At 45.6% G+C, this 24,296-nt stretch carries 36 protein-coding genes and 1 other RNA gene; 33 read left to right on the top strand and 4 right to left on the bottom strand.

Annotated elements, in window-relative coordinates; translation table 11 throughout:
* Positions 1 to 47 precede the first annotated feature (47 nt).
* On the top strand, positions 48 to 1,073 hold the full coding sequence (locus OSQ85_RS09055) for a hypothetical protein (RefSeq protein WP_265822579.1): 1,026 nt from the start codon (positions 48 to 50) through the stop codon (positions 1,071 to 1,073).
* 149 nt (positions 1,074 to 1,222) lie between these two features.
* On the opposite strand, the gene OSQ85_RS09050 is transcribed toward OSQ85_RS09055, so the two are convergent.
* Positions 1,223 to 2,536, bottom strand: coding sequence for an ATP-binding protein (locus OSQ85_RS09050; protein WP_265822578.1), 1,314 nt, complete (start codon positions 2,534 to 2,536; stop codon positions 1,223 to 1,225).
* Positions 2,537 to 2,924: 388 nt separating this feature from the next.
* On the opposite strand from OSQ85_RS09050, the gene OSQ85_RS09045 reads away from it, so the two are divergent.
* Positions 2,925 to 4,136: a tyrosine-type recombinase/integrase gene (locus tag OSQ85_RS09045; protein ID WP_265822577.1), complete on the top strand. Its 1,212-nt coding sequence runs from the start codon at positions 2,925 to 2,927 to the stop codon at positions 4,134 to 4,136.
* 1,029 nt (positions 4,137 to 5,165) lie between these two features.
* Here the strand turns inward: OSQ85_RS09045 and OSQ85_RS09040 are convergent.
* The gene (locus OSQ85_RS09040; RefSeq protein ID WP_265822576.1) at positions 5,166 to 5,459 is read right to left on the bottom strand and encodes a hypothetical protein; all 294 of its coding nucleotides are present in this window, start codon (positions 5,457 to 5,459) and stop codon (positions 5,166 to 5,168) included.
* A 34-nt stretch (positions 5,460 to 5,493) separates the two neighbouring features.
* On the opposite strand from OSQ85_RS09040, the gene OSQ85_RS09035 reads away from it, so the two are divergent.
* Positions 5,494 to 5,856 carry a hypothetical protein gene (locus OSQ85_RS09035; protein WP_265822575.1) on the top strand — a complete coding sequence of 121 codons (363 nt, stop codon included), beginning with the start codon at positions 5,494 to 5,496 and terminating at the stop codon, positions 5,854 to 5,856.
* A gap of 2 nt (positions 5,857 to 5,858) precedes the next feature.
* On the opposite strand, the gene OSQ85_RS09030 is transcribed toward OSQ85_RS09035, so the two are convergent.
* On the bottom strand, positions 5,859 to 6,560 hold the full coding sequence (locus OSQ85_RS09030; RefSeq protein ID WP_265822573.1) for a DUF4875 domain-containing protein: 702 nt from the start codon (positions 6,558 to 6,560) through the stop codon (positions 5,859 to 5,861).
* Between the two features lie 63 nt (positions 6,561 to 6,623).
* Positions 6,624 to 7,046, bottom strand: a complete 423-nt coding sequence (locus OSQ85_RS09025) for a helix-turn-helix domain-containing protein (protein ID WP_265822572.1) — start codon at positions 7,044 to 7,046, stop codon at positions 6,624 to 6,626.
* Between the two features lie 209 nt (positions 7,047 to 7,255).
* On the opposite strand from OSQ85_RS09025, the gene OSQ85_RS09020 reads away from it, so the two are divergent.
* The 30 genes from OSQ85_RS09020 (at position 7,256) to OSQ85_RS08875 (ending at position 24,259) form a co-directional block, all read left to right on the top strand.
* Complete coding sequence (locus OSQ85_RS09020) at positions 7,256 to 7,645, top strand: hypothetical protein (RefSeq protein ID WP_265822571.1); 390 nt, start codon at positions 7,256 to 7,258, stop codon at positions 7,643 to 7,645.
* Positions 7,646 to 7,665: 20 nt separating this feature from the next.
* A complete protein-coding gene (locus OSQ85_RS09015) occupies positions 7,666 to 8,355 on the top strand; it encodes a BRO family protein (protein ID WP_265822570.1) in 690 nt (229 codons plus the stop codon).
* Between the two features lie 23 nt (positions 8,356 to 8,378).
* The gene (locus OSQ85_RS09010) at positions 8,379 to 8,621 is read left to right on the top strand and encodes a hypothetical protein (protein ID WP_265822568.1); all 243 of its coding nucleotides are present in this window, start codon (positions 8,379 to 8,381) and stop codon (positions 8,619 to 8,621) included.
* Positions 8,621 to 9,421 (top strand): DUF5906 domain-containing protein, encoded by an 801-nt coding sequence (locus tag OSQ85_RS09005; protein ID WP_265822567.1) that lies wholly within the window; start codon positions 8,621 to 8,623, stop codon positions 9,419 to 9,421. Before OSQ85_RS09010 ends, OSQ85_RS09005 begins: the two co-directional genes overlap by 1 nt.
* Positions 9,418 to 10,209 (top strand): hypothetical protein, encoded by a 792-nt coding sequence (locus OSQ85_RS09000; protein ID WP_265822566.1) that lies wholly within the window; start codon positions 9,418 to 9,420, stop codon positions 10,207 to 10,209. The genes OSQ85_RS09005 and OSQ85_RS09000 overlap by 4 nt, the downstream gene beginning before the upstream one ends.
* Positions 10,210 to 10,214: 5 nt before the next feature.
* On the top strand, positions 10,215 to 10,415 hold the full coding sequence (locus OSQ85_RS08995) for a hypothetical protein (RefSeq protein ID WP_265822565.1): 201 nt from the start codon (positions 10,215 to 10,217) through the stop codon (positions 10,413 to 10,415).
* Between the two features lies 1 nt (position 10,416).
* Positions 10,417 to 10,641: a hypothetical protein gene (locus tag OSQ85_RS08990; RefSeq protein WP_265822564.1), complete on the top strand. Its 225-nt coding sequence runs from the start codon at positions 10,417 to 10,419 to the stop codon at positions 10,639 to 10,641.
* A gap of 115 nt (positions 10,642 to 10,756) precedes the next feature.
* Positions 10,757 to 11,212, top strand: a complete 456-nt coding sequence (locus OSQ85_RS08985) for a hypothetical protein (RefSeq protein ID WP_265822562.1) — start codon at positions 10,757 to 10,759, stop codon at positions 11,210 to 11,212.
* Positions 11,209 to 11,400 (top strand): hypothetical protein, encoded by a 192-nt coding sequence (locus OSQ85_RS08980; protein WP_265822560.1) that lies wholly within the window; start codon positions 11,209 to 11,211, stop codon positions 11,398 to 11,400. The genes OSQ85_RS08985 and OSQ85_RS08980 overlap by 4 nt, the downstream gene beginning before the upstream one ends.
* Positions 11,397 to 11,723, top strand: a complete 327-nt coding sequence (locus OSQ85_RS08975; RefSeq protein ID WP_265822559.1) for a helix-turn-helix domain-containing protein — start codon at positions 11,397 to 11,399, stop codon at positions 11,721 to 11,723. The genes OSQ85_RS08980 and OSQ85_RS08975 overlap by 4 nt, the downstream gene beginning before the upstream one ends.
* A 318-nt stretch (positions 11,724 to 12,041) precedes the next feature.
* On the top strand, positions 12,042 to 12,428 hold the full coding sequence (locus OSQ85_RS08970) for a single-stranded DNA-binding protein (protein WP_265822558.1): 387 nt from the start codon (positions 12,042 to 12,044) through the stop codon (positions 12,426 to 12,428).
* Positions 12,429 to 12,437: 9 nt separating this feature from the next.
* Complete coding sequence (locus OSQ85_RS08965) at positions 12,438 to 12,932, top strand: DNA N-6-adenine-methyltransferase (protein ID WP_265822557.1); 495 nt, start codon at positions 12,438 to 12,440, stop codon at positions 12,930 to 12,932.
* Positions 12,917 to 13,561: a hypothetical protein gene (locus OSQ85_RS08960; protein ID WP_265822556.1), complete on the top strand. Its 645-nt coding sequence runs from the start codon at positions 12,917 to 12,919 to the stop codon at positions 13,559 to 13,561. The genes OSQ85_RS08965 and OSQ85_RS08960 overlap by 16 nt, the downstream gene beginning before the upstream one ends.
* The gene (locus OSQ85_RS08955; protein WP_265822554.1) at positions 13,545 to 13,739 is read left to right on the top strand and encodes a hypothetical protein; all 195 of its coding nucleotides are present in this window, start codon (positions 13,545 to 13,547) and stop codon (positions 13,737 to 13,739) included. Before OSQ85_RS08960 ends, OSQ85_RS08955 begins: the two co-directional genes overlap by 17 nt.
* A gap of 4 nt (positions 13,740 to 13,743) precedes the next feature.
* The gene (locus OSQ85_RS08950) at positions 13,744 to 14,625 is read left to right on the top strand and encodes a hypothetical protein (protein WP_265822552.1); all 882 of its coding nucleotides are present in this window, start codon (positions 13,744 to 13,746) and stop codon (positions 14,623 to 14,625) included.
* Entirely contained in the window at positions 14,615 to 14,848 is a 234-nt protein-coding gene (locus OSQ85_RS08945) for a hypothetical protein (RefSeq protein WP_265822551.1), read from the top strand. Before OSQ85_RS08950 ends, OSQ85_RS08945 begins: the two co-directional genes overlap by 11 nt.
* Positions 14,838 to 16,280: a primase-helicase family protein gene (locus OSQ85_RS08940; RefSeq protein ID WP_265822550.1), complete on the top strand. Its 1,443-nt coding sequence runs from the start codon at positions 14,838 to 14,840 to the stop codon at positions 16,278 to 16,280. The genes OSQ85_RS08945 and OSQ85_RS08940 overlap by 11 nt, the downstream gene beginning before the upstream one ends.
* Positions 16,280 to 16,630, top strand: a complete 351-nt coding sequence (locus OSQ85_RS08935; RefSeq protein WP_265822549.1) for a hypothetical protein — start codon at positions 16,280 to 16,282, stop codon at positions 16,628 to 16,630. Before OSQ85_RS08940 ends, OSQ85_RS08935 begins: the two co-directional genes overlap by 1 nt.
* The gene (locus OSQ85_RS08930; protein ID WP_265822548.1) at positions 16,627 to 17,319 is read left to right on the top strand and encodes a hypothetical protein; all 693 of its coding nucleotides are present in this window, start codon (positions 16,627 to 16,629) and stop codon (positions 17,317 to 17,319) included. The genes OSQ85_RS08935 and OSQ85_RS08930 overlap by 4 nt, the downstream gene beginning before the upstream one ends.
* Positions 17,316 to 19,211, top strand: a complete 1,896-nt coding sequence (locus OSQ85_RS08925; protein ID WP_265822547.1) for a terminase gpA endonuclease subunit — start codon at positions 17,316 to 17,318, stop codon at positions 19,209 to 19,211. Before OSQ85_RS08930 ends, OSQ85_RS08925 begins: the two co-directional genes overlap by 4 nt.
* 3 nt (positions 19,212 to 19,214) lie before the next feature.
* The gene (locus tag OSQ85_RS08920) at positions 19,215 to 19,415 is read left to right on the top strand and encodes a helix-turn-helix domain-containing protein (protein ID WP_265822545.1); all 201 of its coding nucleotides are present in this window, start codon (positions 19,215 to 19,217) and stop codon (positions 19,413 to 19,415) included.
* Positions 19,412 to 19,633, top strand: coding sequence for a hypothetical protein (locus OSQ85_RS08915; protein ID WP_265822543.1), 222 nt, complete (start codon positions 19,412 to 19,414; stop codon positions 19,631 to 19,633). Before OSQ85_RS08920 ends, OSQ85_RS08915 begins: the two co-directional genes overlap by 4 nt.
* 88 nt (positions 19,634 to 19,721) lie before the next feature.
* Complete coding sequence (locus OSQ85_RS08910; RefSeq protein ID WP_265822541.1) at positions 19,722 to 20,123, top strand: hypothetical protein; 402 nt, start codon at positions 19,722 to 19,724, stop codon at positions 20,121 to 20,123.
* A complete protein-coding gene (locus OSQ85_RS08905) occupies positions 20,120 to 20,353 on the top strand; it encodes a hypothetical protein (protein WP_265822539.1) in 234 nt (77 codons plus the stop codon). Before OSQ85_RS08910 ends, OSQ85_RS08905 begins: the two co-directional genes overlap by 4 nt.
* Positions 20,354 to 20,366: 13 nt before the next feature.
* On the top strand, positions 20,367 to 20,726 hold the full coding sequence (locus tag OSQ85_RS08900; protein ID WP_265822537.1) for a DUF1937 family protein: 360 nt from the start codon (positions 20,367 to 20,369) through the stop codon (positions 20,724 to 20,726).
* Positions 20,726 to 21,550: a DNA adenine methylase gene (locus OSQ85_RS08895; protein WP_265822536.1), complete on the top strand. Its 825-nt coding sequence runs from the start codon at positions 20,726 to 20,728 to the stop codon at positions 21,548 to 21,550. The genes OSQ85_RS08900 and OSQ85_RS08895 overlap by 1 nt, the downstream gene beginning before the upstream one ends.
* Positions 21,547 to 22,917 (top strand): DNA (cytosine-5-)-methyltransferase, encoded by a 1,371-nt coding sequence (dcm, locus tag OSQ85_RS08890; protein ID WP_265822535.1) that lies wholly within the window; start codon positions 21,547 to 21,549, stop codon positions 22,915 to 22,917. The genes OSQ85_RS08895 and dcm overlap by 4 nt, the downstream gene beginning before the upstream one ends.
* 75 nt (positions 22,918 to 22,992) lie before the next feature.
* On the top strand, positions 22,993 to 23,229 hold the full coding sequence (locus tag OSQ85_RS08885) for a hypothetical protein (protein WP_265822534.1): 237 nt from the start codon (positions 22,993 to 22,995) through the stop codon (positions 23,227 to 23,229).
* A gap of 337 nt (positions 23,230 to 23,566) precedes the next feature.
* Positions 23,567 to 23,628: hammerhead ribozyme type II (locus OSQ85_RS08880), an RNA gene on the top strand.
* A 22-nt stretch (positions 23,629 to 23,650) separates the two neighbouring features.
* On the top strand, positions 23,651 to 24,259 hold the full coding sequence (locus OSQ85_RS08875) for a hypothetical protein (protein ID WP_265822533.1): 609 nt from the start codon (positions 23,651 to 23,653) through the stop codon (positions 24,257 to 24,259).
* Positions 24,260 to 24,296: the final 37 nt, after the last annotated feature.

The following is a 24,296-nucleotide window of genomic DNA, read 5'->3' as shown; positions in this document are numbered from 1 at the left end:
AAAAATAACATAGTTACTTTCTTATGCAAAAAGGAGGCAAGTACATCATGACTAAAAGGAAAAAAAGTGAGTGTAGTTTTTCTGAATATGAAAAAACGACAATTATCAAATACCTTATTTCATTTAAATCTTTTGTTACTGAAAAACATCCTGAAGCTGTTGTCGCCTTGGCGAGGATAAGTAAACTTATTGATATATATGAAAAATCAGGTAATATTGTAAGGGTGTCTCAGAAGATGTTTTATGATACAGTAAAATCTTCAGCCATAAATAATAAAGAATATGATGAACCTAAATCTGGAAACCCTTCCAATGCTGTCACCAGAGGATTTGCAATCATTTCATCATATATCGATGAGTTCAATAAATTCTATGAAGCTTCCAATGAATATCAAATTGTTTTAGATGGTCTTATTGTCTCTATAAAACCAAATAGAAAATCGATCTCTTCATTAAATACTAGTTCTCAAAAAGAATTAGGATGTGAGTCATTTTTGAATAAAAGAGATGTAAATAATTTTATTAATAATTTTTTGCTTGCGTTAAAATATGTAGTTATTAATCCATCTAAACTTCATAAGTTGCATGTTTCAAATAAACAATGGCATGCCAACTTGATATTACTGTTTTTGGTTTTATCTTCAATTTTTATAGTATCTCTTATAACCAATTTTGCTCATTTATTTATGGCATCTGAGCAAGAAATAATTACAATGATATTATCAAGTGGATTTGCCCTATATATACATATGTTAGCCAGGTATTTGTTTCTAATGGTTCTCTTATGCATTCCCTTCAAATATTTCTTTAAATCAAAATTTAATCTTGGAATGCTTGGATTTGCAAACGTGCTATCTGCCTTTTTTGTTTCGATGGTTCTCATGCAATTTTACACCAGAGGTTTAGGAACTTTATCTGGAAGATTAAATGTATACGATTATTTAGCATTTTTTTTCGTTATGATATGTCTTGCTCACCATTATGTTACTTTAAAATCAGTTTTTAGGCTTAATAATTTTAAATTTTCAGTTGCGTATTCTATTTCGACAATTTGTTTAATATTAACAGTTTAATTGGTTGGTTACGATATTGTATAACTATGTTGTACGTCATCTATCTGTCATCATCGCCATTTATCCGTCAATGAGATAATAGGCTGTTGACTTAATGTATCATCCAATTAGCGGTCAATTACTGGCCAATTCGGCCAATTAGCGGCCGATTATTTTAAAGTATAATTGCTGCCTCGCCCAGTTCCTGAATGGAACAGTAAATCTTTGTCTGCTAGATTGCCAAGTTCTTCTGTGGCTGTTGTCTTGCCCACGTCATTCAGCTTCTGATACTCCGAATTGGTGATTGAGCCGTTTTCCTTTACATAGAGAACGGCTTTGATCTGCCGTTCGTTTAAGCCCATTTTTCGGAGCGAGGCTTCGTTGTATCTGTCTTTGAAGATGGTTATCTGAAAGCCGCCGAAGGCTTCACAGATTTCAGGTTCAGGCAAACCTGCGGATTTGCAGGTATCAATGATTTTCGGTATTCCTGTTCCCCATGCTTCAATGTAGCCTCCCTTCAGGCAGGCATCGGCAATGAGCCTGTTTCTCGGTCTGGAAGGGTGGTTCTGCTTTAGCATTTCAACGGTCAAGCCTTCCACAAGTGAGCCGTCATTCCAGATTTGCAGGCGGTCGTCATATATTTTAATCTGCGTCATGTTGCCCATGTAATCACGATGAATCAAGGCGTTCAAGATCGCTTCCCGAAGGGCAGGGAAGGGGTATTCAGGTGTTTCTATGCGGTTCACGCCCTCAAAGGATATGTTCTTTATTATGAATTTGGTTTCAATTATCTCAAAAACTCTTTTCTGTAAGCTGATTATGTTGCCTTCGATTATTTCATGGAACTTAGGGGAAATTTCTCCGCCGACAAACCGTCCGACTTTTACATATGTGTGGCGGTAGAACTTTTCGGGATTTTTGCCGAAAAGAATTATGGCGGCTCTTTTCAGTCTGCCGTTTTTGGTTAGGTTCAGCTTATCAAGCAGTTCATGAACAGACAGATTCTTTGCGTCAGGGATGCGCCCTGAGCGCTCTGCGTCATTGAGATACACGGCAACACTTTCATTGTCGATGTCATCAAAGGTGGCATCTTCTTCTATGACATCACCCCAAGACATGCCGGATTTGCAGAGCAGAAATTCAGTCAGGGCTTTGCCCACAACCTCTTTTGTGGTGCTTCCGGTGCGCTGGTAATATCTGCCGCTTAAAGAGATTGCCATTGAAGAAGGTCTGATATGTATTTCAAGAAAATGCTTACAGTCCTGCTCTTTCAGGCTGATTTCAGGGAATATGCCAAGCTTGCTTTGAATCTTATTCGGCAGATCGTCAGCAAGTTTTTTATAGTTACTAACGCCGACAACCTGTCCGTCATCATTAATACCGACATAAAGAACGCCGCCCTGTGCATTTGCAAAACTGCAAAGCTGTTTCAGATGGTCATCATTCCAGCTTTCTTTATATTCGGTATTCTGATTTTCAGGCATGGTTGCTCCGTCAATGATGTTTTATTGATTCTAATATCTATCGCTCTGTGAGTAAACAGGAATTGTTCCTGTAGTCATTCACTGACTACAGGCGTTAGAAAAAACGTTAGAAAAGTGTAAAAATGGGATTTTTATTTAGCGTGCTAAATCACGTAAGCAGTTGATAATAAAGAGTGCCGAAAGGGGGACTCGAACCCCCACGATGTTGCCACCGGCGGATTTTGAGTACGGCACATAACCTTAAAACAATCTTCTCCATAATTCTATTTTTTACTAAAAAGCCTAATGGATATGTGTTTATTTCTTTTATGCTTGCGCTCGTTTTTATATATTTCTATACTCTTTTCTATCTCTGTAAGTGTAAAACAAGTGTAAAAAGAGAAAAATTATGAAGTTAACAAAGACCAGTGCTTCTGGTGTTTATTACTACGAGTCAGAGTCAAAACGGTACAAAGGCAAACCTGACCGCTGTTTCTATATTAAATATTATAAGAACGGTAAGCAGAAGCAAGAGAAAGTAGGGTGGCTTTCGGACCAGTTTTCTGTCGCTGTTGCGGCAAGAATCAGGAGTAAAAAGTTGCTTGATGAAGCAACGGAGGAACAGAAGGCAATCACCATAAATGAAGCTATCTCCCGTTATTTGACATGGGCAGAGGCGGAAAAACCCGCATCATGGAATGATGATAAATTGCGCCTTCAGGTTTTCAAAAAAGATTATGGTGAGCAGCTGATAACAGCTATAACTCCGACTCACATCGAAGACTACATTTCAAAAATAAAGCTTAAAAAGGTTATTAAAGTAAATAAGCTGACCTCTGAAAAAGAGTCGGTGAATTTGTCTCCGGCTACTGTCAGACAATACCTACAGGTTGTTAAGCGGCTCTTTAATTATCTGGCTGATATAAAGATTTATAATGAAAACAACCCGGCGGGACGGATAAAACTCAGCACTCCGGACAATACTATCGTCGAGGCTCTGACTGCCGTTGAAGCTGCCGCCTTAGTCAAGGTGTGCAATGAGTACGCATTCAGGGACAACGGGGGAGAACTGATATTATTTGCCTTGTTTACCGGGTTGAGAGTCTCAAGTATTTTCAGAATGAAGTGGGATGATATAGATCGCGACAGATGTATGATCAGGCTCAAGAAAACCAAAAACAAGAAGGCAAAAACATTGTTGGTTCCGGAATCAGCTATCAGATTGTTAGACAGAATCCCTGTCAAAAGCGAATATGTGTTCCCCTCGCGTTATACAGAAGGACAGCGGCAGGACATAAGAACACTATGGGATAAAGCCAAGAAGCTCGCGGGGATTCGCCCTCATGTGCGTTTTCACGACCTGCGGCATACATATGCCACGTTTCTCGTGGAGTCCGGTGTTCAGATCGATGTAGTGAGCAAGATGCTCACACACAGCAGTATTCAGGTAACGCAGAAATACGCCCACGTGCGCGATCAGCGACTTCAACACGCCGCACAGCAAGCTAATATTATGTACACAGATAAACCGGCCAGGAAGCTCAAAGCAAAGTCGGCTGCCCGGCGCTTCAGGGCAACGATAACCGGCAACCGCCACCCCGATGAGGATTCATCAGATTAGGGCGCCGCTTGCTTATTAAGCCGTTGAGTCGGACGGAGTCGGATATCTGAGATAAGTTGTTCGTCATCGACGCGCATGGCGGCGCAACCTTCTTCCCATCAGAAAGCCTTTCTTGTGTTTGTCCCCCGAAGAAGTTTCGGGCGCTATGTTTTTTATTCCCGTTTACCTTTCTTCCGGCTCTGCTTGCGCGGTGGTGGTGTTGAAGGGAAGCTCGCGCGAAAAATACGAAAAAATAAAACACAACAGAGTTTTTAAACCGCAAGGGGGCGCGCTATTCTTGCCCACCTTTTTTTTATAGGTTCTCCCGGCGCAAAAGCCCTGTGCGCAGCGCTTAGTTCCCAAGGGGCATGTTTTTTTTGCAGAAAAAATGCAATGCAATGACTAAACTGTTTGTATATCAATGTTTTTATTAATTATGCGTGTTTCGTCTTCCATGGGAAGGATTGTGAAGGCGGTTCAAATTAACTCGTCTTGCCCTTGCGGAAGCAAGCTTTCTCGTTTTTATTAATGTTTTGTCAGGGTGTTTTACTCCAGAAAACGCGCTTTCTTCACTTCTTCATCAGAGGCAAGCGGGCATAAAACGGGACAAAACTTCGGGCGCAAAAAACAACATTCGGAACCTGCTGATATTCAATGATTTTTAAAGATTCTGCTCGTTTTTCCCTGTCGGGACGTTTTTGTTATTTATCAGTTACTTGAAGCGAGGGGTTTTTTGGGCGGTTAATAAAAAGTTTCTTTCTTATATATTTGTAGAAAAAATTTTTATTATTTGACTAATTGCCCGATATTGAAGTATTGTTTTTATTAAAGCATTTATATATTTGATCTAATTTTATAATCAAATCTGTTTTTGAAGGTTTTTAAACCGCCCGTTTTAAATCTAAAAAACAATGAAAACAACTGTTATAAAAGAAAAATTAACCATTTCGTTTATGCCCGTTTTTTGCGCCCGTTTTGAGTCCGAATGAATTTTTTTATGCCCGCTATCCAGTATTGTATAGTGTAAGATCTCATGATTTTTCTGAATAATTATGTTTTAATACTGAAAGAAGATGCGAACTCCGCAAGCTTGCGGAGAGCTTCCGGTTCTGCGAAGTCGATATGTGCAATGCGTTCCCCGTGAGCCTCAAAATACATCTCCTGAAGCCAGTATTCGGAGCGTCCTATCTCTCTGATTTTGGCTCTTATGAGTTGGCGCATTTGCTCAGAATCGTGATCTGTTACTGTGATGTGTGCGCGGCCGTGGATGTGTACTGTACAGTTGGTAAGATTTTTAATATAGGTTATGGTGTTGTTTTCTCCTGAGTTGCTGAATTTAGGCATTTAATCCCCCGTTTGTGAATTATAAGGTGATGTAATGAAACGTTTTTTTATACTCTTGCTCATTATTATATTATCGGCATGTGCAAAACCTCTTGAGTTAAAAAGTGAGAAAGATTTTCAGCGGTATTGGTGTGATAAGATGGGTGGGCAGGTGGAATATGTTCTGCCGGACAGTACGAGGGTTGATTGTCTTTTGAGTGATTATGCTGTTGAGGTTGATTTTGGTAAGAAATGGGCTGAGGCTGTAGGGCAGTCGCTATATTATGCTGAGATAACCGGAAGAAACCCCGGCATACTTCTGATACTCGCCGATGATGAGGAGCGTTTTCTCCGGCGTGCTGAGAAAGCTTCCGCCGGAGCAAAGAAAAAGGTGAAAATTTGGACGATAAAGAAGTGAGATTACTGTTCGTATACAGTTTCAAGTGAATAGTACGCCATAGATAGTTGTTCTTTATTTACTTCTAATCTATTTGCAATAAAATTTTTCAAGGCATCTTCGTTTAAATGATTATCATCCATAAACGAATTACCGTTTGGGAAGGTAATAAGTTTTGATTCGATGAATCTATCTCTGTTTTGATACCAGAGTTTTGATGTTTGCTCTTGTAATTCGCTTGGTATCTCTGCGCTTGACTGAACAACCCATTTTTCACTCTTGTCTTCTCCTGAATTTCCTTTTCTATCTGGTGTATAATTAGCATAAGCACATGTTCCCGACTCAAGCACATTCTCGCATCTCATTATTATGCTAACGGTGTCAAAACCATATTCGTTTTGATACTTAATTGCGGCATCAATGACAGTTGCTGCCCTATCTTCGAGAGTGTTTGCCTTTGAATATATAAATACTTTCGCTCGTTTCCTGTTTGGTATACTTACATCATCTATCAGCATTTCCGAATAGTCTTGAACAGTTCCTTTGGTATATCCAACCTTGTCATCAGAAGAACAAAAACCGATCAATCCCATAATTATTATTATTGCTAATATTATTTGTAAGCATCCTTTAGGAATCGGGACTGGGTGTTTTTCACCGCAATTAGGGCAAGTTTTTGCGTTATGAGATATTTCGTGTCCGCATGTTTTACATTTTACAAGCATTGTGACCCCCTGTTTTTTTATGATTTTAACAAGGCGTTTAGGGGTTTACAATGGAAAAAGGGGTTATGTGATATTTTTATATTTCATGAGCTTTTCTTTAAGCTCGCTTATGATGCTTGGTATGGGAAATTCCATAAGCAGATTAATAACTTCCTGTGCTTCGGGTGAAAGGCTGTTGAATCTGTCGTTGATGTTTATTTTGCTTTTGTATACGTCATCAATGACAGTGATCGAGTTCCCATCCCCTATGTTCTGATAGTTCTTCCCTGCGAACGCAGCGAGCATTTCCCCTTCTCCGGTTAGTAGCCATTCTATGCTCACTCCAAATGAGTTAGATATTGATATTAATACAGCTTTGCTTGGGTTTATTGTTCCGCTCTCATATTGAGACAAGGTACTTTGGTTTATTCCTATTTTATCAGAAAAATCTTTCTGGTTTAGTTTCAATATTTTACGAATATTTTTAATCCTTTCTCCGTGGCTCATTGTATTATTCACCAATATTTTATTTGACACTAATATTAGTAAGTGATAATCTCACTGTAGATGTTAACAACGTTGTTAACATCAGCCAAGAATAGCAGAGGCGGGGGTTAAGGGCAATCTCTTTATACCTTAACTCAGACCCTCCTCTATGCACAGGGGGAGCAGTCAGGATGCTCCGCAGTAAAAGGGGAGAGCAGGAGGAAAAGAAAATGGCTAAAAGGGCATGGCGAGTGAACGTTTTTGAAATAATGCCTTATATCAAGGCTTTTGACACCGTGACGGCACGCAAGGACGGTTATGCTATTGATGTGATTGCAAAGAATCTTAGCCGTGATTTCTTGGATGTTCTCAAAGGGAAAGCTGTAGTCGTGTACTCTCCTGCCCTTCCCAGTGAGGAGTCTCTCTGTAAGTGGGGTAAGTTTCTCTGGAGAGAACATCTTGGTTTTGTGAATGATACTGACTTTGAACCTGCTGATCTCTCTTACAAAAATTTTGCTGTAAGCAATATCCCCTCTGTAAGAGCAGAGAAACTGACCAGAGACGCTTTAATTCTGCGTGCTGACTATCTTGATGAGTTTATATCAAGAGCAAATCTCTGATGAACAAGGGAGAAGGCAACATGAGCAATGCTGTACAGGTTTTTAAGAACAGGGAGTTCGGGGCGGTTCGCACAATTATTAAAGACGGTGAACCGTGGTTCGTGGCGAAAGATGTTGCTGAGGCTTTAGGCTACAGGGATACAACGAATGCCGTAAAAGCACATTGCAGGGGGGTGGTGAAACACCACCCCTATAAACAGAGCGTTTCAGGCAGTCAGCCTGTCAATATCATTCCTGAGTCCGATCTTTACCGCCTGATTCTCCGCTCCCGTGTTCGTGATGCAGAAAGGTTTCAGGACTGGGTGACGATGGAGATACTTCCTTCTATCCGCAAGACCGGAAGCTATTCCATGAGCGAAAAGCCCGAAAAAGAACCGACTGAAAAAACGCAGAGAGAACAGTCTTACAACCCTGCACAAGAAATCAGAAATTTTATAAACGGCATGTACAGCGCAGCGGCATCAGAAGGAAACCTTTATAAAACCGGCAAGCCCGCCCCTGTGGTTCACCTTCCTATAAAAGGTAAAGCCGAGAGGTACACGATAAAAGATGTTGCCTATGAGATTAACGTGAGTGAGCAGACGGTTTATCGGTGGGTGGCTTCTGGTGAGCTTGCTTCAATGAAGATGCCGGGAAAAAACGGCAGGATAGTAATTCTTAAAAAGCATCTGGAAGATTTTAAGGCAACTGCTCTTAGAGCATACAAATAAAAGACGGGGAAACGGAGGTAACTATGATGGTTGAGTTGACAGTAAGAGTTGCATATTCGGGCATGAATCAGGACGGAAAGCCCGATACAGGGATGATTGATGTGCATCTCACATGCGACAGAGAAATCACAGTTGATGAGGCTGTGGCGGCCGCAAAGATGAGCGCAAAAGTTCAGCTTAAAAACGCAGGTTTTTATGACGTAATGGTCGGAAGCCTTTACAGCGCAAGGGCTATTGCACAGGCAGATAATCAGGCGGTGGCGTAATGGAAAAAATGGCTGAAAGAAAAGTAACACTTCTGCTTGAAGCAGATGAAGCGGAAAGGCTCGGCATACTTAACGGGGACTATATCAATGTGCTTCATTCCGGTTCAGGGCAGTATTCCCTTGAAGTGGATATGGCTAAGCGTACAGGCACAGAAAGCACCAGTGACAAACCTTTTAATTTTGAAACATCTGAAACCCGCCGCTTTATCATGCACTTGTGTAATGGTGATGAAAGCTCTTTTCAGTGGGTTATGAACTGGCTGGCTGTGTTTTATCAGACACGGAAACGCTGCCCACTCGCGTTGTGTTTTCACGGTGTTCAGTCTTCAGGTAAAAGCATCTTTTATGAATGTATTTTATCGGATCTTTATTATGGCAAAGCAGTGATCTACGATGACGATGCATTAGCTTATTTTCGGATAAGCAGGGTGAAAGAAATAGCATTATTCTACTTACCAGATCTCCCTCGTTCTGGAAGAGATCGCAACCACATAAAAGAGCTTATAACAAGCGACAGTGTTATGTGTTGGGAAAAGTATCGTGAGGATAAACGATGCATGGTAATAGGTAATGTTTTTATCACCACAAATTCCCCTCGTGAAGAAGTTGAGGAGGCAATCGGTGTCCACAGGGTTATGCCTATTAAAACCGGTCCTGCATTAAGGCAAGCGGGTTTCGATCCTTTCTGGTTAATCAAAGCTCTCAAAGTTGAGCATAACGACTTTAAAGAATACCTTCTCCAGTTTCCTATCGATCTTGAACTCTATGACAAGCACCCTGCTATGGCGGTGCAGTCATGAAAGCCGAAATAATCCATTTTGAAGGGGCTGAGCTTGTTGCTCAGCCTTCCGCAGAGCATGAATACCTCATGGGCACGGCAGCCGTGGCGGCAGGGTTCGGTTGTAAGCCTGAATCAATAAGAAGTCACCTTCTCCGTCATGCCGACGAACTTACCGAAGGAAAGCATTTTATTAGCGTTGCAAATTGCAACGCTAATCCGAGGGGCGGTATCGCACATGAAAAAACCCTCTGGACAAAGAGAGGGATCATCCGCCTCGGCTTTTTCATCCGCAGCGAACGGGCTAAAAAGTTCCGTGACTTCGCAGAGGATCTGATCATCGGCGAAATGAACGCTCCTCAGCAGCTTGCGGAAGCTCCCCTGAAGGATAAAACCGCCTACGTGCGTCAGGTGCGCCAGCTTATAGCGCCGCTCCCCCCTGCCGAGCGCAGAACAGTAATATTAGACACTCTCAAGAAAATAGGCGTGTACGTTATCAGCGAGAGCTCAGCCGAACAGCAAACAGAGGAAACAGGGCTCTTCATCAGCGCTGTGCTTAATATGCGCCTCTCTTATTTTGAACCACTTCTCAAGGACTCCCCGGAACTCTACGCATCAATCAAAGCCAATTTCGTTAAAGGGATCATCACTCAGCCGGATCTTGTAGCTTCGTTCGGCAATATGCTGCTTGACGGTGACTACAGTACTCCGTCCGTACTGAAAACCCTCCGCGCTGCTAACAGCTTTTTTAATGATGTGCTGAAAAACGACAAGATCAGGTTTTACCGCCTGAGAGAAAAAAGGAAATAAAGACCATGAGTGAAGAATATAAAAAGGCGATTTTCGAAAGACTGTCAGCCGAGAACCCGGCGTTTTTGCCCACTGATGTTATCAAAGCGGTGAAAGAAACGCCGGAATTCTCCTCGCTTAGTTTTGATGATTTTAACCAGACCGTCTTTGACGTGTTTGAAAAAAGCCCTCGTGCTAAACGTTTCTTCACTATGAGCGGAGTTTGAAATGAGCAAGCTTGCAAAAGGCATAAAAGACAGGCTGCCGGTTCTGCGTTCTCGCATCCGCAAACTTGAGGAATTGGACAGCCTCCGTCTGAAACAGGCGGATGTAGTGAGGGTTTCCGGCGCGTCACGCAGCGTTGTGAGCCGCTATTTTGCTGGGCTCTATGACAGTGATGAACTCGACGCAGTTGTTGAGCAGTTAATCAGAGAGGGGAGGGAGTCGGCATGATGAAAAGGCTATGGAATTTCATTTTCAGGAAAAGCGCACATGGCTTTCTCGACGTGCGCGACATAAACGGACAGCCGCACTGGAAAGGCTGCCGGATAGTTGAGGAGGGCGAATAATGGAAGCTCAGAAAATAATACGCACGATGATGTGGGAGCTTAAAAACCGTCACGGATGGAGCAATGCTCAGATAGCTAAAGAGATACACGTGAGCCCGAAGACCGTGGAGAACTACCCGATGCAGAGCATACCCCCCTTTCCGAGTGTGCTGAAACTTCTCGGTGCGGCGCATCTTGATGAAACAATGAGCATGATATGTAAAGAAGCGGGCGGGGTTTTTGTCCGTGTGCCCGAAGTAACATCAAACGCCGCCCACGTGTTGTCGCAATTATCTGATTTATCAAAAGATTTCGGAGGTGTTGTATCAAGCGTAACAATGTCCGTCCGCCCCGACAGCGAAAAGGGGATTGATATATCAAAGCACGAAGCGCGGGAGATTCTTATGTCTCTGGGCCCGTTGGCGCTGTGCGCGCAGGAGCTTGTAAGACACTTGACAGAGGTGGTGCAGAAATGAGCGCGGAAGAAGGAATACGTTTCACAGCAACAGTTCTGGTTTTCGCAAATAAGAAACTGATCGGCAAAGTGCCGGGCAGTTGCAATGCAAGCTCTCTACCCGAAGCTAAAACCCGCATGTATGAGAAATACAGGGCGGCTTATCAGGGCAGGGGAATCAAAATCACAGGGATAAGGACAGTAGAATGAGCCTTGAAGAACAGATACAGTCCGCAGTTAAAGCCGCAGTAGCGCCGCTTGTCGCTGAGCTTGAGGACCGCATCGGTCAGCTTGTCCGTGTCAGCGCCGAGGTTCAGAAAGCCCGCTACAGCGATGACACTCTGCTCAACGAAGAACAAGTCGCAGAGTACACAGGCATCAAGCCTAAGACTCTGCAACAGTGGCGCAGCGGCAGGAAGAATCTGCCTTTTATCAAAATCGGCGGGGCTGCGCGGTATCTGTTTGGCGATGTAAGGCGTTTTGTCGCCGAAAATAAACAGCGCGTCACAGACGACAACGGGAGAATCCTATGACAGTTGAAAAATGCCCCGAATGCGGGGCCGATGTTAACCACGATTCCTGATGCTGGACATGCCCTTATTGCGGCTGTTCTGCATGCGGCTAATTACATAAGCGCTCGGACAAGGAGGCTGTTTATCGGAAAGATTATACGCGCATGAAACCCGAAAAAAGGGCAGTTTAACAAAGTTCCCCGCGGGGGCGGGGGGCTTTCCTGAGTTTTCAGAATTTGAGTATTTAGGAAGTCAAATGAGCGGTTTCGCAAACATGGTAATTGCAATAATTAGCGGGGTGATAGTTTATCTGCTCGCCCTGTGGCTTAGGAAATAGTTATGGGCTTTTTTAACAAAGTAGTGCTGCTCGGAAATCTTACGCGCAATCCCGAAGTAAGATACATTCCCGGCAACGATTTAGCAGTCGCAAAGTTCGGTCTTGCGGTGAACAGCAAGAGAAACAAAGACAAAGAGGAAACAATGTTCATCGACATTGTGGCTTTTGGCAAGCTCGGTGAGGTTTTCGGGGAATACCTCACGAAAGGTATGCCTCTTCTCGTTGAAGGCCGCCTCTCGCAGAATATCTGGGAGCAGGAAGGGCAGAAGCGCAGCAAGCATGAAGTTATTGCCTCAAACATCCAGTTCGTGAGTGTGCGGAAAGACGGGAAGCAACCGGAAACACCCGCCGCCTCTGACGATTTCAGCGAAGACGACATACCGTTTTAGGGAGGATTGATGAGTATTTTTTGGGAGACTCCTTGGTCATTATTCCGCCACCTTGACAGCTATTATAAGTTCACGCTCGACGCGGCGGCAAACCCGCAGAATGCGAAATGTGCCAGTTTTTATACAGAAGCGGACAACGGCTTGACTAAACCGTGGTATGGCAGGGTTTTCCAGAACCCGCCTTACGGACGCAAAGTCGGCGAATGGCTAAAAAAGGCAATTGATGAGATACAGCATCCGCACTGCGAACGCGTTGTCGGGCTTATTCCCGCAAGCACTGATACAAAGTGGTTTCATGAATATGTGCTTGATTGTGAGAACGCCTCTCATGTTTTCCTCAAGGGGCGAATCTGGTTTATAGATGCCGAAGGTAACGTGCGAAAAGAAAGCAACGTGTGCAGCGCAATAGTCGAATGGAGCCGTTTTCAGCACATATTGCCGACTATACCGATAAAGCCGTCGGCAGAGTACAACAAGGAGACCTTGTCATGTCTGTCGCACTGATCAAACAGCCTTGCCTTGTTTATGAGACTAAGCTCAAAATTGAACTGCACACTCTTGAAGTGCTGAAAGAGGTGCGCAAGCTCGGTCAAAAACTCGCCGAGGAGCGGTATCATTATATCTACTTCATAAAAGATCAAGGTTTTTTGTGCGCCGCGAACGCGCTGATCCGCTTTAATCTCGAAGGCTTTGAAGACCTCGAAGAGTCGGAGTCTTTCTGTGTTAAAGCCGACATTCTTTTTTCAGCAAAAAAGGTGTTCAAAAACAGAGATCTGACTTGTGTTTTCCGCAGATACGAAGAGAACACAGGCAAGTTCTTCTCAACACTCTCTATCAACAATGACGTTATCTTCGATTCATACGAGCCGGAGAAAAAACTTACCACTACCCTGAATGTTTTTTCAAAGAACTGGAAAGAGATAGAAGGGGTTAAAGATGTTCCGCTTTACGAAATAACCACAAAAGCGGGGGTCTATGTTAACCCGGTGCATTTCAACCTGTTCCGCCTTGTGCGCGGTGTTCTTTGGCTCAAATACACAGATGACTCAAGCCCGTACATCATAGTCACGAGTGAATATGATCTCATGCTAGTACCTATAAATAAAGGTGAATCAGATGACGAAACAAAGTGATCCCAAAATAGTACAGATCTGCTCCGGATGCCCTGACAAGAAAACCTTTCTGGGCAAGCCCGGCGCGGCTGAAGTTGCAGTCTACTGCGGCACAAGCAGTTGTTATAAACTTAAAGGCGGGCTCGGCGGCGTGATAGTGTCCGTTGAAGATGCCCGCACTCTTGGGTTCAAAGGGTAAACGCATGATAACGCTGGCAATCGGCAACCATATAACAGAAGGTTACAAGCCCGTAACCGTCCCGTTCCGCCGTTTGCACCTGCTCACTCAGCGTTATAACTATTCAGCGGCTATCTGCGAAAACGGCTATCGCCTCGGCTCAAAGCTTCAAGGTTTTACGAACGTGCTTATGTACGATTTCGACGATGGAACCCCGATGGACGAAACAAAAGAGCGTTTTGAGGATTTCGAGATTTCGTGCTTTATCACGACAAGCCGGAATCACCAGAAGCAGAAAGGCGAAGGCGAATCAGCAAAGCCGCCGTGTGACCGCTACCGTCTGATAATCCCCCTCTCTGCGGGGCTCTCTGTCACGGCTGCGGAATACCATGATTTCTATATCTATTTTTCAGAGCTCACAGGGCTTTCAGACCAGATTGACACCAAGACAAAAGACACTGTCCGGATGTATTTTCCGAACCCTAATCAGATCTATGAATATGTTGAGACGGGTTTGGTTCTGGAGACTGAGCGCCTTGTGGCTAACTTCCGCGCATGGCATCTCGAACGAGCCAAGGCGAAGGCAGCCGAGATTGCCCAGAACGCAAAAAGCAAAAGCAAACCAAAGCGGCAGTATTCAGGCGGTGAGTCGATGCTGCTTGAAAATGAGCTCGCAGCGGACACGCTTATTCAGACAAAGAAAGGCTATTTTGCTTTTTCTGACTTTGATTATCTGCAACCGAACGAGACCGCAGCGTGTCATTGCCCGAATCCTGCCCACCCCGATCGGAACCCGTCTGCTTTTATCGGCAGGTCGAACGAGAGCGGGCAGTTGTTTGTAAAGTGTTCAGGGTGCGGCTATTTCAAGTTTATGTGCAAAGAGAGGGATAAAGGGCATGTTCGTTAATTTTGAAACTTTGATTGATGAGAAAGACCTTGTAGTTGAGCGGCAGGGCGATGATCTCACTGCTTATCACAATAAAAAAACATACTCATTCTCTCCCGCGGATGTAACGGACACATCACATGTCCGTACTTTTGAAACGATGTCCGCATACTGCGCAAAACGCGGCGAAAGCGTTGAAAGCGTTATAAAAAATTTCGTCCTGCGTGTTGCTGATGAGTGCTAAGAAACGGCCCGCTAAGCATAAACTTAATGAAGCTTTTCTCCCGCTTGAAGAAAAGCGGAAGCTTGAGCGTCCTGCGGAAGATGCCGTCATCGACTATTCACAGTTCAAGCGTAACAATTGGCGTAAGCCTGACGTTAAAAACGAACTGCTTGACATGATAGAAAAAAAAGGAGGCGCACTCTGGATGGATTATTCCGGCGCGGTGGCTTTTCGCTCGCACGTTGATGAAGATGTTGTCGTATTTGAGAGCGATGCCAAAGCACAGAACAGGCTCGCTAACTTTCTTGATCTGCCCAAAGTGAGGCTGTTTAAAGCCGTTGGTAGCGGCGACAACGTTTCAAAGCCGGATGTGACACCGGATCAGATCCTCGGCGTAAAAGACAAATTTACTCCGTTTGCGCTCTCCGAGTTCTATATCGAGAACGACAACTACTACCGAACGGCCTTCGCGCCGACTGAGTATCTGGCTTCAGGCAATACTAAGCACAGAACGCCAGAGACTATTATCAAACTGATAGAGAACCTCTGTAATAACGACGGAGCCCATGTCACGTGGATGATAAACTGGCTCGCGGGCTTTTTTCAGACACTCCGCAAAAGTCAGGTTTCGCTCGTTCTCAAAGGCGAACAGGGCTCAGGAAAGGGCTTGTTTTTCTCGGAGGTGCTCACTCCGCTTTTCGGCAAGCGTTACTGCGTTGTAGTGGACGGCGAAAGGCTTGAAAACCAGTTCAAAAACTGGGTTGCCGAAACCCTCTTTTTTAACCTGAACGAAATCGCCGTGGATATGAAAGCCAGGAAGAACATAAAGAACTTTCTCAAGCAGCTTGTTACGGACTCATTTGTGCAGGTTGAGCGCAAGCACCGCGAAGCCGGAGAAGTCAGGGTTTACGGCAACATATTAATCACATCAAACGAAGCGTTCCCGATCGAGATCGAACCCTCCGACCGCCGTTTTACAGTCCTGCGGACAGGCAAAGCACTGAAAAAATTGGGATGGGACATTGAGGAAACCCGCGCCGCCATCGCCGCGGAGCTTTCTGATTTCGCCGCTATGCTGCGTTGGTACGAGGTTGACTGGAAGATCTATAACTCTGCTCTTGATACGCCGGAGAAAGCGGCGATAGTCGACGCTACGAACAGCCAGACCATCATGTTCATCAACGCTCTGCTCCAGCGCGATATGCTCTTCTTTGATGAGATTCTGGAAGAGAGGACACAGCTTTATTACGATCTCGAAAAGCAGCTTAAAGCAGGGAAGCTCACACAAAATACAATGCTTGATGCTTACGAAGTTATGTACGAACCGAAGAAGGGCCGCCGCCGCATAATGGCTGAAATACGTAAGCTTGAGCCCTCCGTTTTCGGTATGCACAAAATGAAGAAGAACGACAAAGTCAGGTTTTACAACCTGAGCGGTAAAGATGAGGATTAATGATGATTAGCGATTTTAACCCCGACAAAGTCCTTTCAGAACTCTCGTGCCGCGATCTGCTCATCCGCGCAGTGCACGGCGATGAGCCGTCATGCTCCTGCGGTGCTCCGGTGCGCAAGTCTGTCATAGGCACGTATCAGCGCGGCGGAACTGTTGCTTGTCCCTGCGGCCGCCGTTTTTCTTGGGCTTCCGGTACTCTTTTCAGCGGCATGAAAATATCCCCGCAAACAATCGTGATGCTCGCACTTCTGCTGAGTCTTAGCGTTTCTGAATCCCGCATAGCTGAGACCCTAAAGATAGACAGAGAAACCGTGAAGCTCTGGAAAATACGCCTCGGCGGTGTTGAATGATAATCGAAGACCGCATCAAACAATTAAAATCCGTTTTAGATCCGGTTTCTTTGGAAATTCTCGAATCAAAAGAAAACGCATTCGCAGACGCAAGATCGAACGTGAAAATCTTAGGTGCAGGAACAGCCGAACTCAGGGCCTTTAACTCAACAAAAAAAGCTCTTGAAGTATGTGTAAAAGAGTTTTGGCAATCCGCTTTCCCTGAGAACGAATATCTCACTACACGCGCAGATATACACCGCTATCTTGCGGAGCAAGGTTACAAAGTCGCAAAAGAAACTGTTTATCTGCATGTGAAAGAAGGCAAGCTCACGCTTGATGAAAACGGCGGAGTGAAAAAAGAGGCAGCCGATGAGTACGCAAAAAAGCACCTCCCCGCTCCGGCAGACGAAAGCCCCTCTTTGGCAGATCAGAAAACGCAAGCGGATCTGAACCTCAAAGACATCCGCTTGCAGAAAGAGCGACTCGCACTCGCCGAGCTCGAAGGCAGACTTATCAGCCGGGAGCTTGTGGGCTCCGAGTTCGCGGCCCGTGTGGAGGAAATGAAGCGTGGGCTTGAGGGCATGGCCGCCGTTCTGCCCCCTCTCCTCGCTGGCCAGGACGAGGATGTTATCCGCAAAATACTCAGAAATCAGATAGATACTCTCTTCGCTAATTACTCGCGCAAGCTCGAAAAGGTGAAGGTATGACAGTTGCCGAAGCCCCGCAGATAACGCAGTATTTCCCCGCTGAGGTATACGCCGCCCGCCCCCGTGAGCGCATGAGCGGTTCCGAGTGGGCGGCAAAATACCGCATACTGACAAGCGTTACATCAAGCGTCACTGGCAAATGGCAGAACGAGACCTTCGCCCTTGCGACAGGTGTTCTTGACGCAATCACGCACGAAAACGTCCTGCGTGTAAGCTGGGCATCAGGAACGCAGAACGCAAAAACTGAAACGATTCTGAACACCGCCGGTTACTTTATGCACCAGTCCCCGGCCCCGATGATGCTGACAATGCCGGAAAAGTCGGACTGCTCGTACATGAGCAAGATCCGTATAGCCGAAATGATTAACAATACAAGCGAAGATGTCCTTGCAAAATGCTGCGACTCGGAAGACATCCGCCGCGATAAGTTTATGATCCCATTCACCGGAGGGGTGTTTTATATCGCGTGGGCAACCAGTGTTAACCAGCTTGCGTCAAAGCCTGTGGCCATCATCTTAATGGATGAAGTAGACAAGTGGAAGGTAATCCCTAAGCATGGGGATCCGCAGACGCTCTTGCTTGAGCGTATCAAAGCGCAGATTAATGCAAAAGTGCTCGAAGCGGGTTCTCCGGTGCTGAAAGACGGAAGGATATTAACATCCGTGAAACAGGCAGATTTCATCTTTGACCGTTATGCCCCGTGCCCTCACTGCGAAGAAGGTATAGTGTTCACCTTCGGCGGACTGCACGTCAAAGACGGTGTCGTTTCTTATGAATGCCCGCATTGCGGGGAACTGCTCAAAGACCGTGACAAGCCGGGTATGCTGACTAAGGCTCTCTGGAAGACAGAGGACAGGCGGGAGCTCTATGATGTGCTCGAAAACGGCGGACGCAACCTTCACCTCGGTTTCAGGTCAAGTTCTTTTTACTCGCCTTTTATCTCATTCACCGACATCTGGGATAAGTCGCAGTCAGTAGCCGGAGATATAGAGAAAAAACGGGCTTTCGTCAACGGTTGGCTCGGTCTCGGCTATGACGAACTGGATGAAGTAACCCTCACCGAAACAAGCGATTTGCTTGCACGGGCAAAAGATGAAGACTTTGAAAAGCTTCCGCCGCAAGTTTGTCTGCTCACCGCGGGTGTCGACGTGCAGAAAACCAGAATAGAGGCCCTCGTTATGGGTTGGGGGCTGAACTATGAAAACTGGGTGATAGAGCGGAAAATCATTTCAGGCGATCCCCGCCTGAAACATGTCTGGGACGAGCTCTATTCTTATCTGCGTCTGAGCCGTTTTCCTCATTTCTGCGGGGCTAATCTCCGTCTCTCCTGCGTCGCTGTCGATGCGGGCTACCTCACTCAGGAAGTCACTGCATATCTCAAGGGCAAGGAAAAATACCGCATTTACTGCATAAAAGGCGGTTCCGAAGGCGAAGGGGAACCGATGCTTAAAAACTCAGTCCTCGGCGCGGCAAAAGCGCAGGGCTTTCTCCTCGGCACATTCGTTCTGAAGGACACAGTGAAGGAATACATGCAAGCATCGCCCGGCAATGTCGGTTATATGCACTTTCGCGAAAGCGTTTGTGATGAAGATTATTTTCTCCAGTTAACAGCCGAGGAGTGCATCACCGAAATTCGCGGCGGCAAAGCTCATCAAAAATGGGTCAAAGTGCGCAACAGAAACGAAGTCTTTGACCTGACCTGTTACAACATAGCGGCTCTGCATATCATGGGTGCTCCGCTGCAAGCATATCACAACAGAATATTGGCTCAGATGGGCGGTTCAATGCCGAGCAAAGAACCCGCACCCGCGAAGCCGAAGCCTAATGCTGAGAAGCCGATTCCGAAAGAAGAAAAAAAGAAGCCGAAAATAGTTATCAATATAAAGGGGTGACGCATGGCAGAAAAAGAAAAAGAGTACACGGTCAAGGAGATAGCAGAGAAAGAAAGGAAAAGCGAGCAGACCATCTATCGCTGGATAGCAGAAGGGCATCTCCCATGCTCAAAATACCCCGGCAGAAACGGGAGTATAGCTATCTCTGAAACGCAGTATCAGGAGTTTAAATCACTGTGCAAAGTGAGAGGAGAGAGCAGATGAATGAAGAATGTGTCAGAGATAGTGACAAGATTACCCCCTGTGATGCACTGGGAAAAGCTCTGGATGGAAGTTATCACTCAGGGCGCAAGGGCGTTACCTCGTTGGAAACGGTAAATGATACAAGTTTTATTATCGCCGGATTTGTACTCCGCAGCGGGGGTTATGTAAAGAAAGGGATCAAGCTCAATTACTGCCCTTTCTGTGGTAACAGGATTTAAGTCTGCTGTAATCAGGAGGACAATATGAGCTCACAAATGCTGACTGTAAAATGCCCTTATTGCACTGAAGCAAAAAGGACGGTGAGTGATGGGACTGAGTGAAAATAAGCCTTTTTATAACGTTAATAATAAAACATTAGAACTCGAATGCGATACATATTGGGTTGAAATATGTATGGCAGGAGATATTGACCATGCACAGCAGTTCTATCGCCGAAAAGCTTTAGAGTTTCCTGAATGTTTAACTTTTACAAAAACTAAATATATGTACTTTATGGGCGAAGAAGAGGGCTTTTTCATTAGGAGAATTTGCTATCCGCGTTTTAAAAGGAGTAAGGAACAAATATTTAGTCGCATGTTTGATTTCGCTTTTCGTTTAATGATAGAGCTTAATCAGGGATCGTTCTCTCTTATCGACCATGAAAAAACGCATACGTATTCATGGCGACCAGATCATCGTCCTGCCGTTTATGCAGAGGACGGTGAGTGATGACGAAAATAATAGCTTTTATAAATAATGAAGATGATGCAGAACCCACAAATCATTTTTTTTATAGAAATTCGGGGTATTCGACTTTGTGTGGCGCAGATAGTGAACACGCTGATACAGAGTATGAAGAAGATATTGAGCACGTGAATGGTAAAATCACTTGCAAGCAGTGTATCGCGCTGATAACGGCAGTAAAACGTGCAAGATTACAAAAAGGTCGAGATTACTGAAGGAAGGTGAGTGATGTCTAAAAAAATCTATCTGGCAATACCCTACACCCATGAAGATGAAAATATAAGGCAATACAGATTTGAGGTAGCGAACGAGATTGCCGCAAAGCTGATGAAAGAGGGCGATTTCGTGTATTCCCCGATTTCCCACAGTCACCCCCTGGTGCGGTACGGACTGCCCGTCGAGTGGGATTTCTGGGCTGATTATGACACCACTTTTATAGAGTGGGCAGACGCTCTCTATGTCGTTGCTATAGATGGATGGCAGACGTCAACAGGTGTGACCGCCGAAATCAAAATAGCACAAAGCCTCGGTAAAGAGATCCGTTTTATCTCTCCCGTGTCTAATGAGCCCGCAGAGGCGGTGCTGTAATGATCCCCTACATCGGCGGCAAGAGCCGCTTAACCCAGTGGATAATGTCGCAGTTCCCGCCGCACATTTGCTATGTAGAGGTGTTCGGCGGCTCGGCGGCAGTGCTGCTTGATAAAATGCCGTCTCAGGTCGAAGTTTACAACGACATAGACAAAGACCTGATCAATCTTTTCCGCATAGTCCGTGACCCCGCAAAATGCCGTGAACTGTTTAAGCGCGGCAAGTGGCTCCTCTTCTCCCGTGCGGAGTTTCAGACGATGCGGGAAAAATGGCGCACGGCGGACTATACGGACGAAATAGATCATGCTCTCGCCTTTGCGTACTATATGTGCGTAGGCCGGTGCGGTAAGCGCTCCGGCATGAGCTACAGCATGAATAAATGCGCCCATGCCACAGCAAGCTCAGTGTGGATCAGGTTCATGCGCCGCCTTGTCGAGACCAGGAAGAGGCTTGAAAAGGTCAACATCGAATGCCTTGATTACCCTGCTCTCTTCGCTAAATACGACAGCAAAGACACCCTTTTCTACTGCGATCCGCCGTACCTGAAGAGCGATTTCTATTACTGCGTGAACTGGAAAGAGGAAGACCATGTCAAGCTCGCCACTGCCCTGCAACGGGTTAAAGGCCGCTTCGTGCTTTCTTACTATGATTCGGATATCGTCCGCAGCCTTTATCACGGGTGCTATTTCCAGACAAAGGAAATGCCTGTATACGTTCACCAGCACGGCGGAGGCGCAAAGCCGCGGGCGGTTGAGCTGCTCATCACAAATTTCACCCCGCCATCCGAATTATCAATTGAAACATTCATGGCAGCCTACTCATGAAATACGCAACAGTCTGCTCCGGCATAGAAGCGCCCTCCGTGGCATGGGCGGGGCTCGGTTGGGAACCCTCATGGTTTTCGGAAATAGACCCGTTCTGCTGTGCAGTGCTTGAACACTATTATCCGCATGTGCCGAACCTCGGAGACATGACAAAAATAATCGAAAAGGTGAAAAATGGAGAGGCAGTTAACAATATCGGACTTCTTGCCGGAGGAACACCCTGTCAGGACTTCTCAGTCGCCGGAAAGCAATCAGGGATGGATGGAGACCGCGGCCAGCTCACAATGGAATATGTTAACATTCTTGAGCGAATTAAGCCGCCTTGGTTGCTCTGGGAAAATGTCCCCGGAGTATTGTCAACCAACGGCGGAAGGGATTTTGGAAAATTCATCGGGGCGTTGGTTGAGTGCGGGTATGGCATCGCCTACAGAGTGCTGGACGCTCAGTTTTTCGGAGTGCCCCAACGCCGCCGTAGAGTCTTCGTTGTCGGCTATCTTGGAGACTGGAGACCTGCCGCAGCGGTACTTTTTGAGCCGCAAAGCATGTTTGGGGATTCTCCGAAGGGCGGAGAAAAGAGGGCGGGAGTTGCCGCCTTTACTGAAAGCCGCTTTGCGGAATACATTGAAGGCTACGGAGGATTGAGAGCTTCCGGCGTTTCTTGCGGTCAGGGTTCAGAGACTCTTATTGTCACTCAAAACGCATCTCACTGGGATGACCCGGACAACCCGCACCCGACCTTGCTCTCATCGTCCGGAGAACATTATATCGGTTCGTCAAATCAGGAAATATTCAGTCAGAGAGGCGGGGGGCTGGTCCAGCATTGTATACCCCTGAATATGCAGGTTGTGACGCGTCATGAAGCTTTGGGGGAGGGCACGGGGTTCGGTGTAGGGGATGAGGGAGACCCTGCTTATACAATCGGTGCAACCCATCATCACGCTGTCTGCTATGACAATCACCCGCAGGACAGCCGTTTAAAAGAGTTCGGCGATATATCCCCGACAATCACACAAAAATGGGGCTCCGGCGGATGCAATACTGCTCTTGTCCGCAGAGGGGGCATAGTCCGCCGAATAACCCCGCTTGAAGCGGAACGGCTTCAGGGTTTTCCGGATTACTATACCCGTATTCCAAGGCGCATACTGAAGCACTGCCCGGCATCCCGTCATTTTGAGAAATACCCGGATATGTATTCTGAAAACCCGGACGGCTCATTCACACGCTTTTACGAAGACGGCCCCCGTTACTCAGCCCTCGGCAACACGATCGCAATCCCGCCCCTGCGGTGGCTCGGAGAGAGAATAGATTTTGTGGATACGGTTCTTTTAAAAAAAAATACGCTATTAGCGTATTTTTCTATTGACTAATATACGCTGATAACGTATATTATAAATATAAAGCGGACGGGAACCCGCTTTTAAAAAAAAGAAAGGAGAGGGACGATGGAAGCAAGGTTGATCGAGTTGGGTGGAAAACTTTGGGAAAAAGGGAACTGTAAAAGGATATACATAAAAGAGCAGGTCATACGTGCTCTTATAAATTGCAAAACGACTGAGTTCGAAGACTCATGCCTTAAAAAGGCCAATACCTACTATGATATAGTAGGAGGGCAGTTTAAATCTGACATCGGAACAGTAAGGGTGCTTTTAAATAGAAGCGGATATAAATGTACAAAATAGCCCCTTCGGGGGCTATTTTAAATCGGAGTGAAATATGGGTTTTCATGAGTTGAAAAAAGAATTGAAACTGACATCGCAGGAGATGGCTGATTTGACAGGCACTCCAAAACGGAGTGTAGATAACTGGAGCTCCGGTCGAAATGCCCCTCCGGTGGCTATGATAGCATGGTTAAAGATGGAGCGGATGCGCCGCGCAGCGCTCGAAGCGCTAGCATCTGGGGATGCTCAGAAAGCGGCCGAAATTTTGAGAGCACCTTGAGATGATTTCTTCAAAAAAATACGCTATTAACGTATTTTTCTATTGACTAATATACGCTGATAACGTATATTACGATTAAGTCGAAACGGGGTTCGCCCCGTCCGCCGGATAGCCGCCCGGCGCTGATGAGACAGGCAAGAGGAGAAAAAAATGAGGAATAAAATGGCAGCAATCTATTTTGAGACGAAAGACCGCTATGTGGTCTTGACGGAAGAAAAAGACGCGGCTATTGAAGCTGCTACTGATCAAGAGGGGGAAGACTTCATCGTTACAGCAGAATACGGTGACGAGGAACTCTATAGCTTCTCACGAAAAAAGGACGCGCAGGACAAGGCAGATGATCTTAATAAAGAATACGGAGTTCAGTCCCATTTTTTCATATCCGCCGTGCATAAAGGATATGCGGTGTCAGTAAGAGGCTTTTTTATATCTGTCGCGGAGAGAGAACAGGCTGATGAGACAGGCAAAGGAGAGATGAGCAAGTTAACATTGGAAAAAGCTTTTCGTTTAAATGAGAACGTCGTCAGAGCTCTTTATTTTCATAATGATAGACGGCAGGAATTTATGGTAGAGTGGAGCAATATTGATCACAACGGCGAAGTTGCAGATAATTACTATCTGACACAAGATTATTGTCTTGCGTCTGATGAGTCTTTGAGAACAGAAGTAATTACGGCGATGCAGGAAGGCGAGACGGGAGAGAGAGATGATCTCTATCTTGAAATCAGGGACACTTTTGATGCTGGCGATGCTGAAAATTTGGAGAATTAATAACCCATGCCCCGCTTCGGCGGGGTTTCCCTTTAAC

The organism is Geovibrio ferrireducens (genome assembly GCF_026226615.1).
Lineage (GTDB): Bacteria > Chrysiogenota > Deferribacteres > Deferribacterales > Geovibrionaceae > Geovibrio > Geovibrio ferrireducens.
The sequence above is the reverse complement of the archived record's forward strand: the minus strand, read 5'-3'. Positions and strand labels throughout refer to the sequence as shown.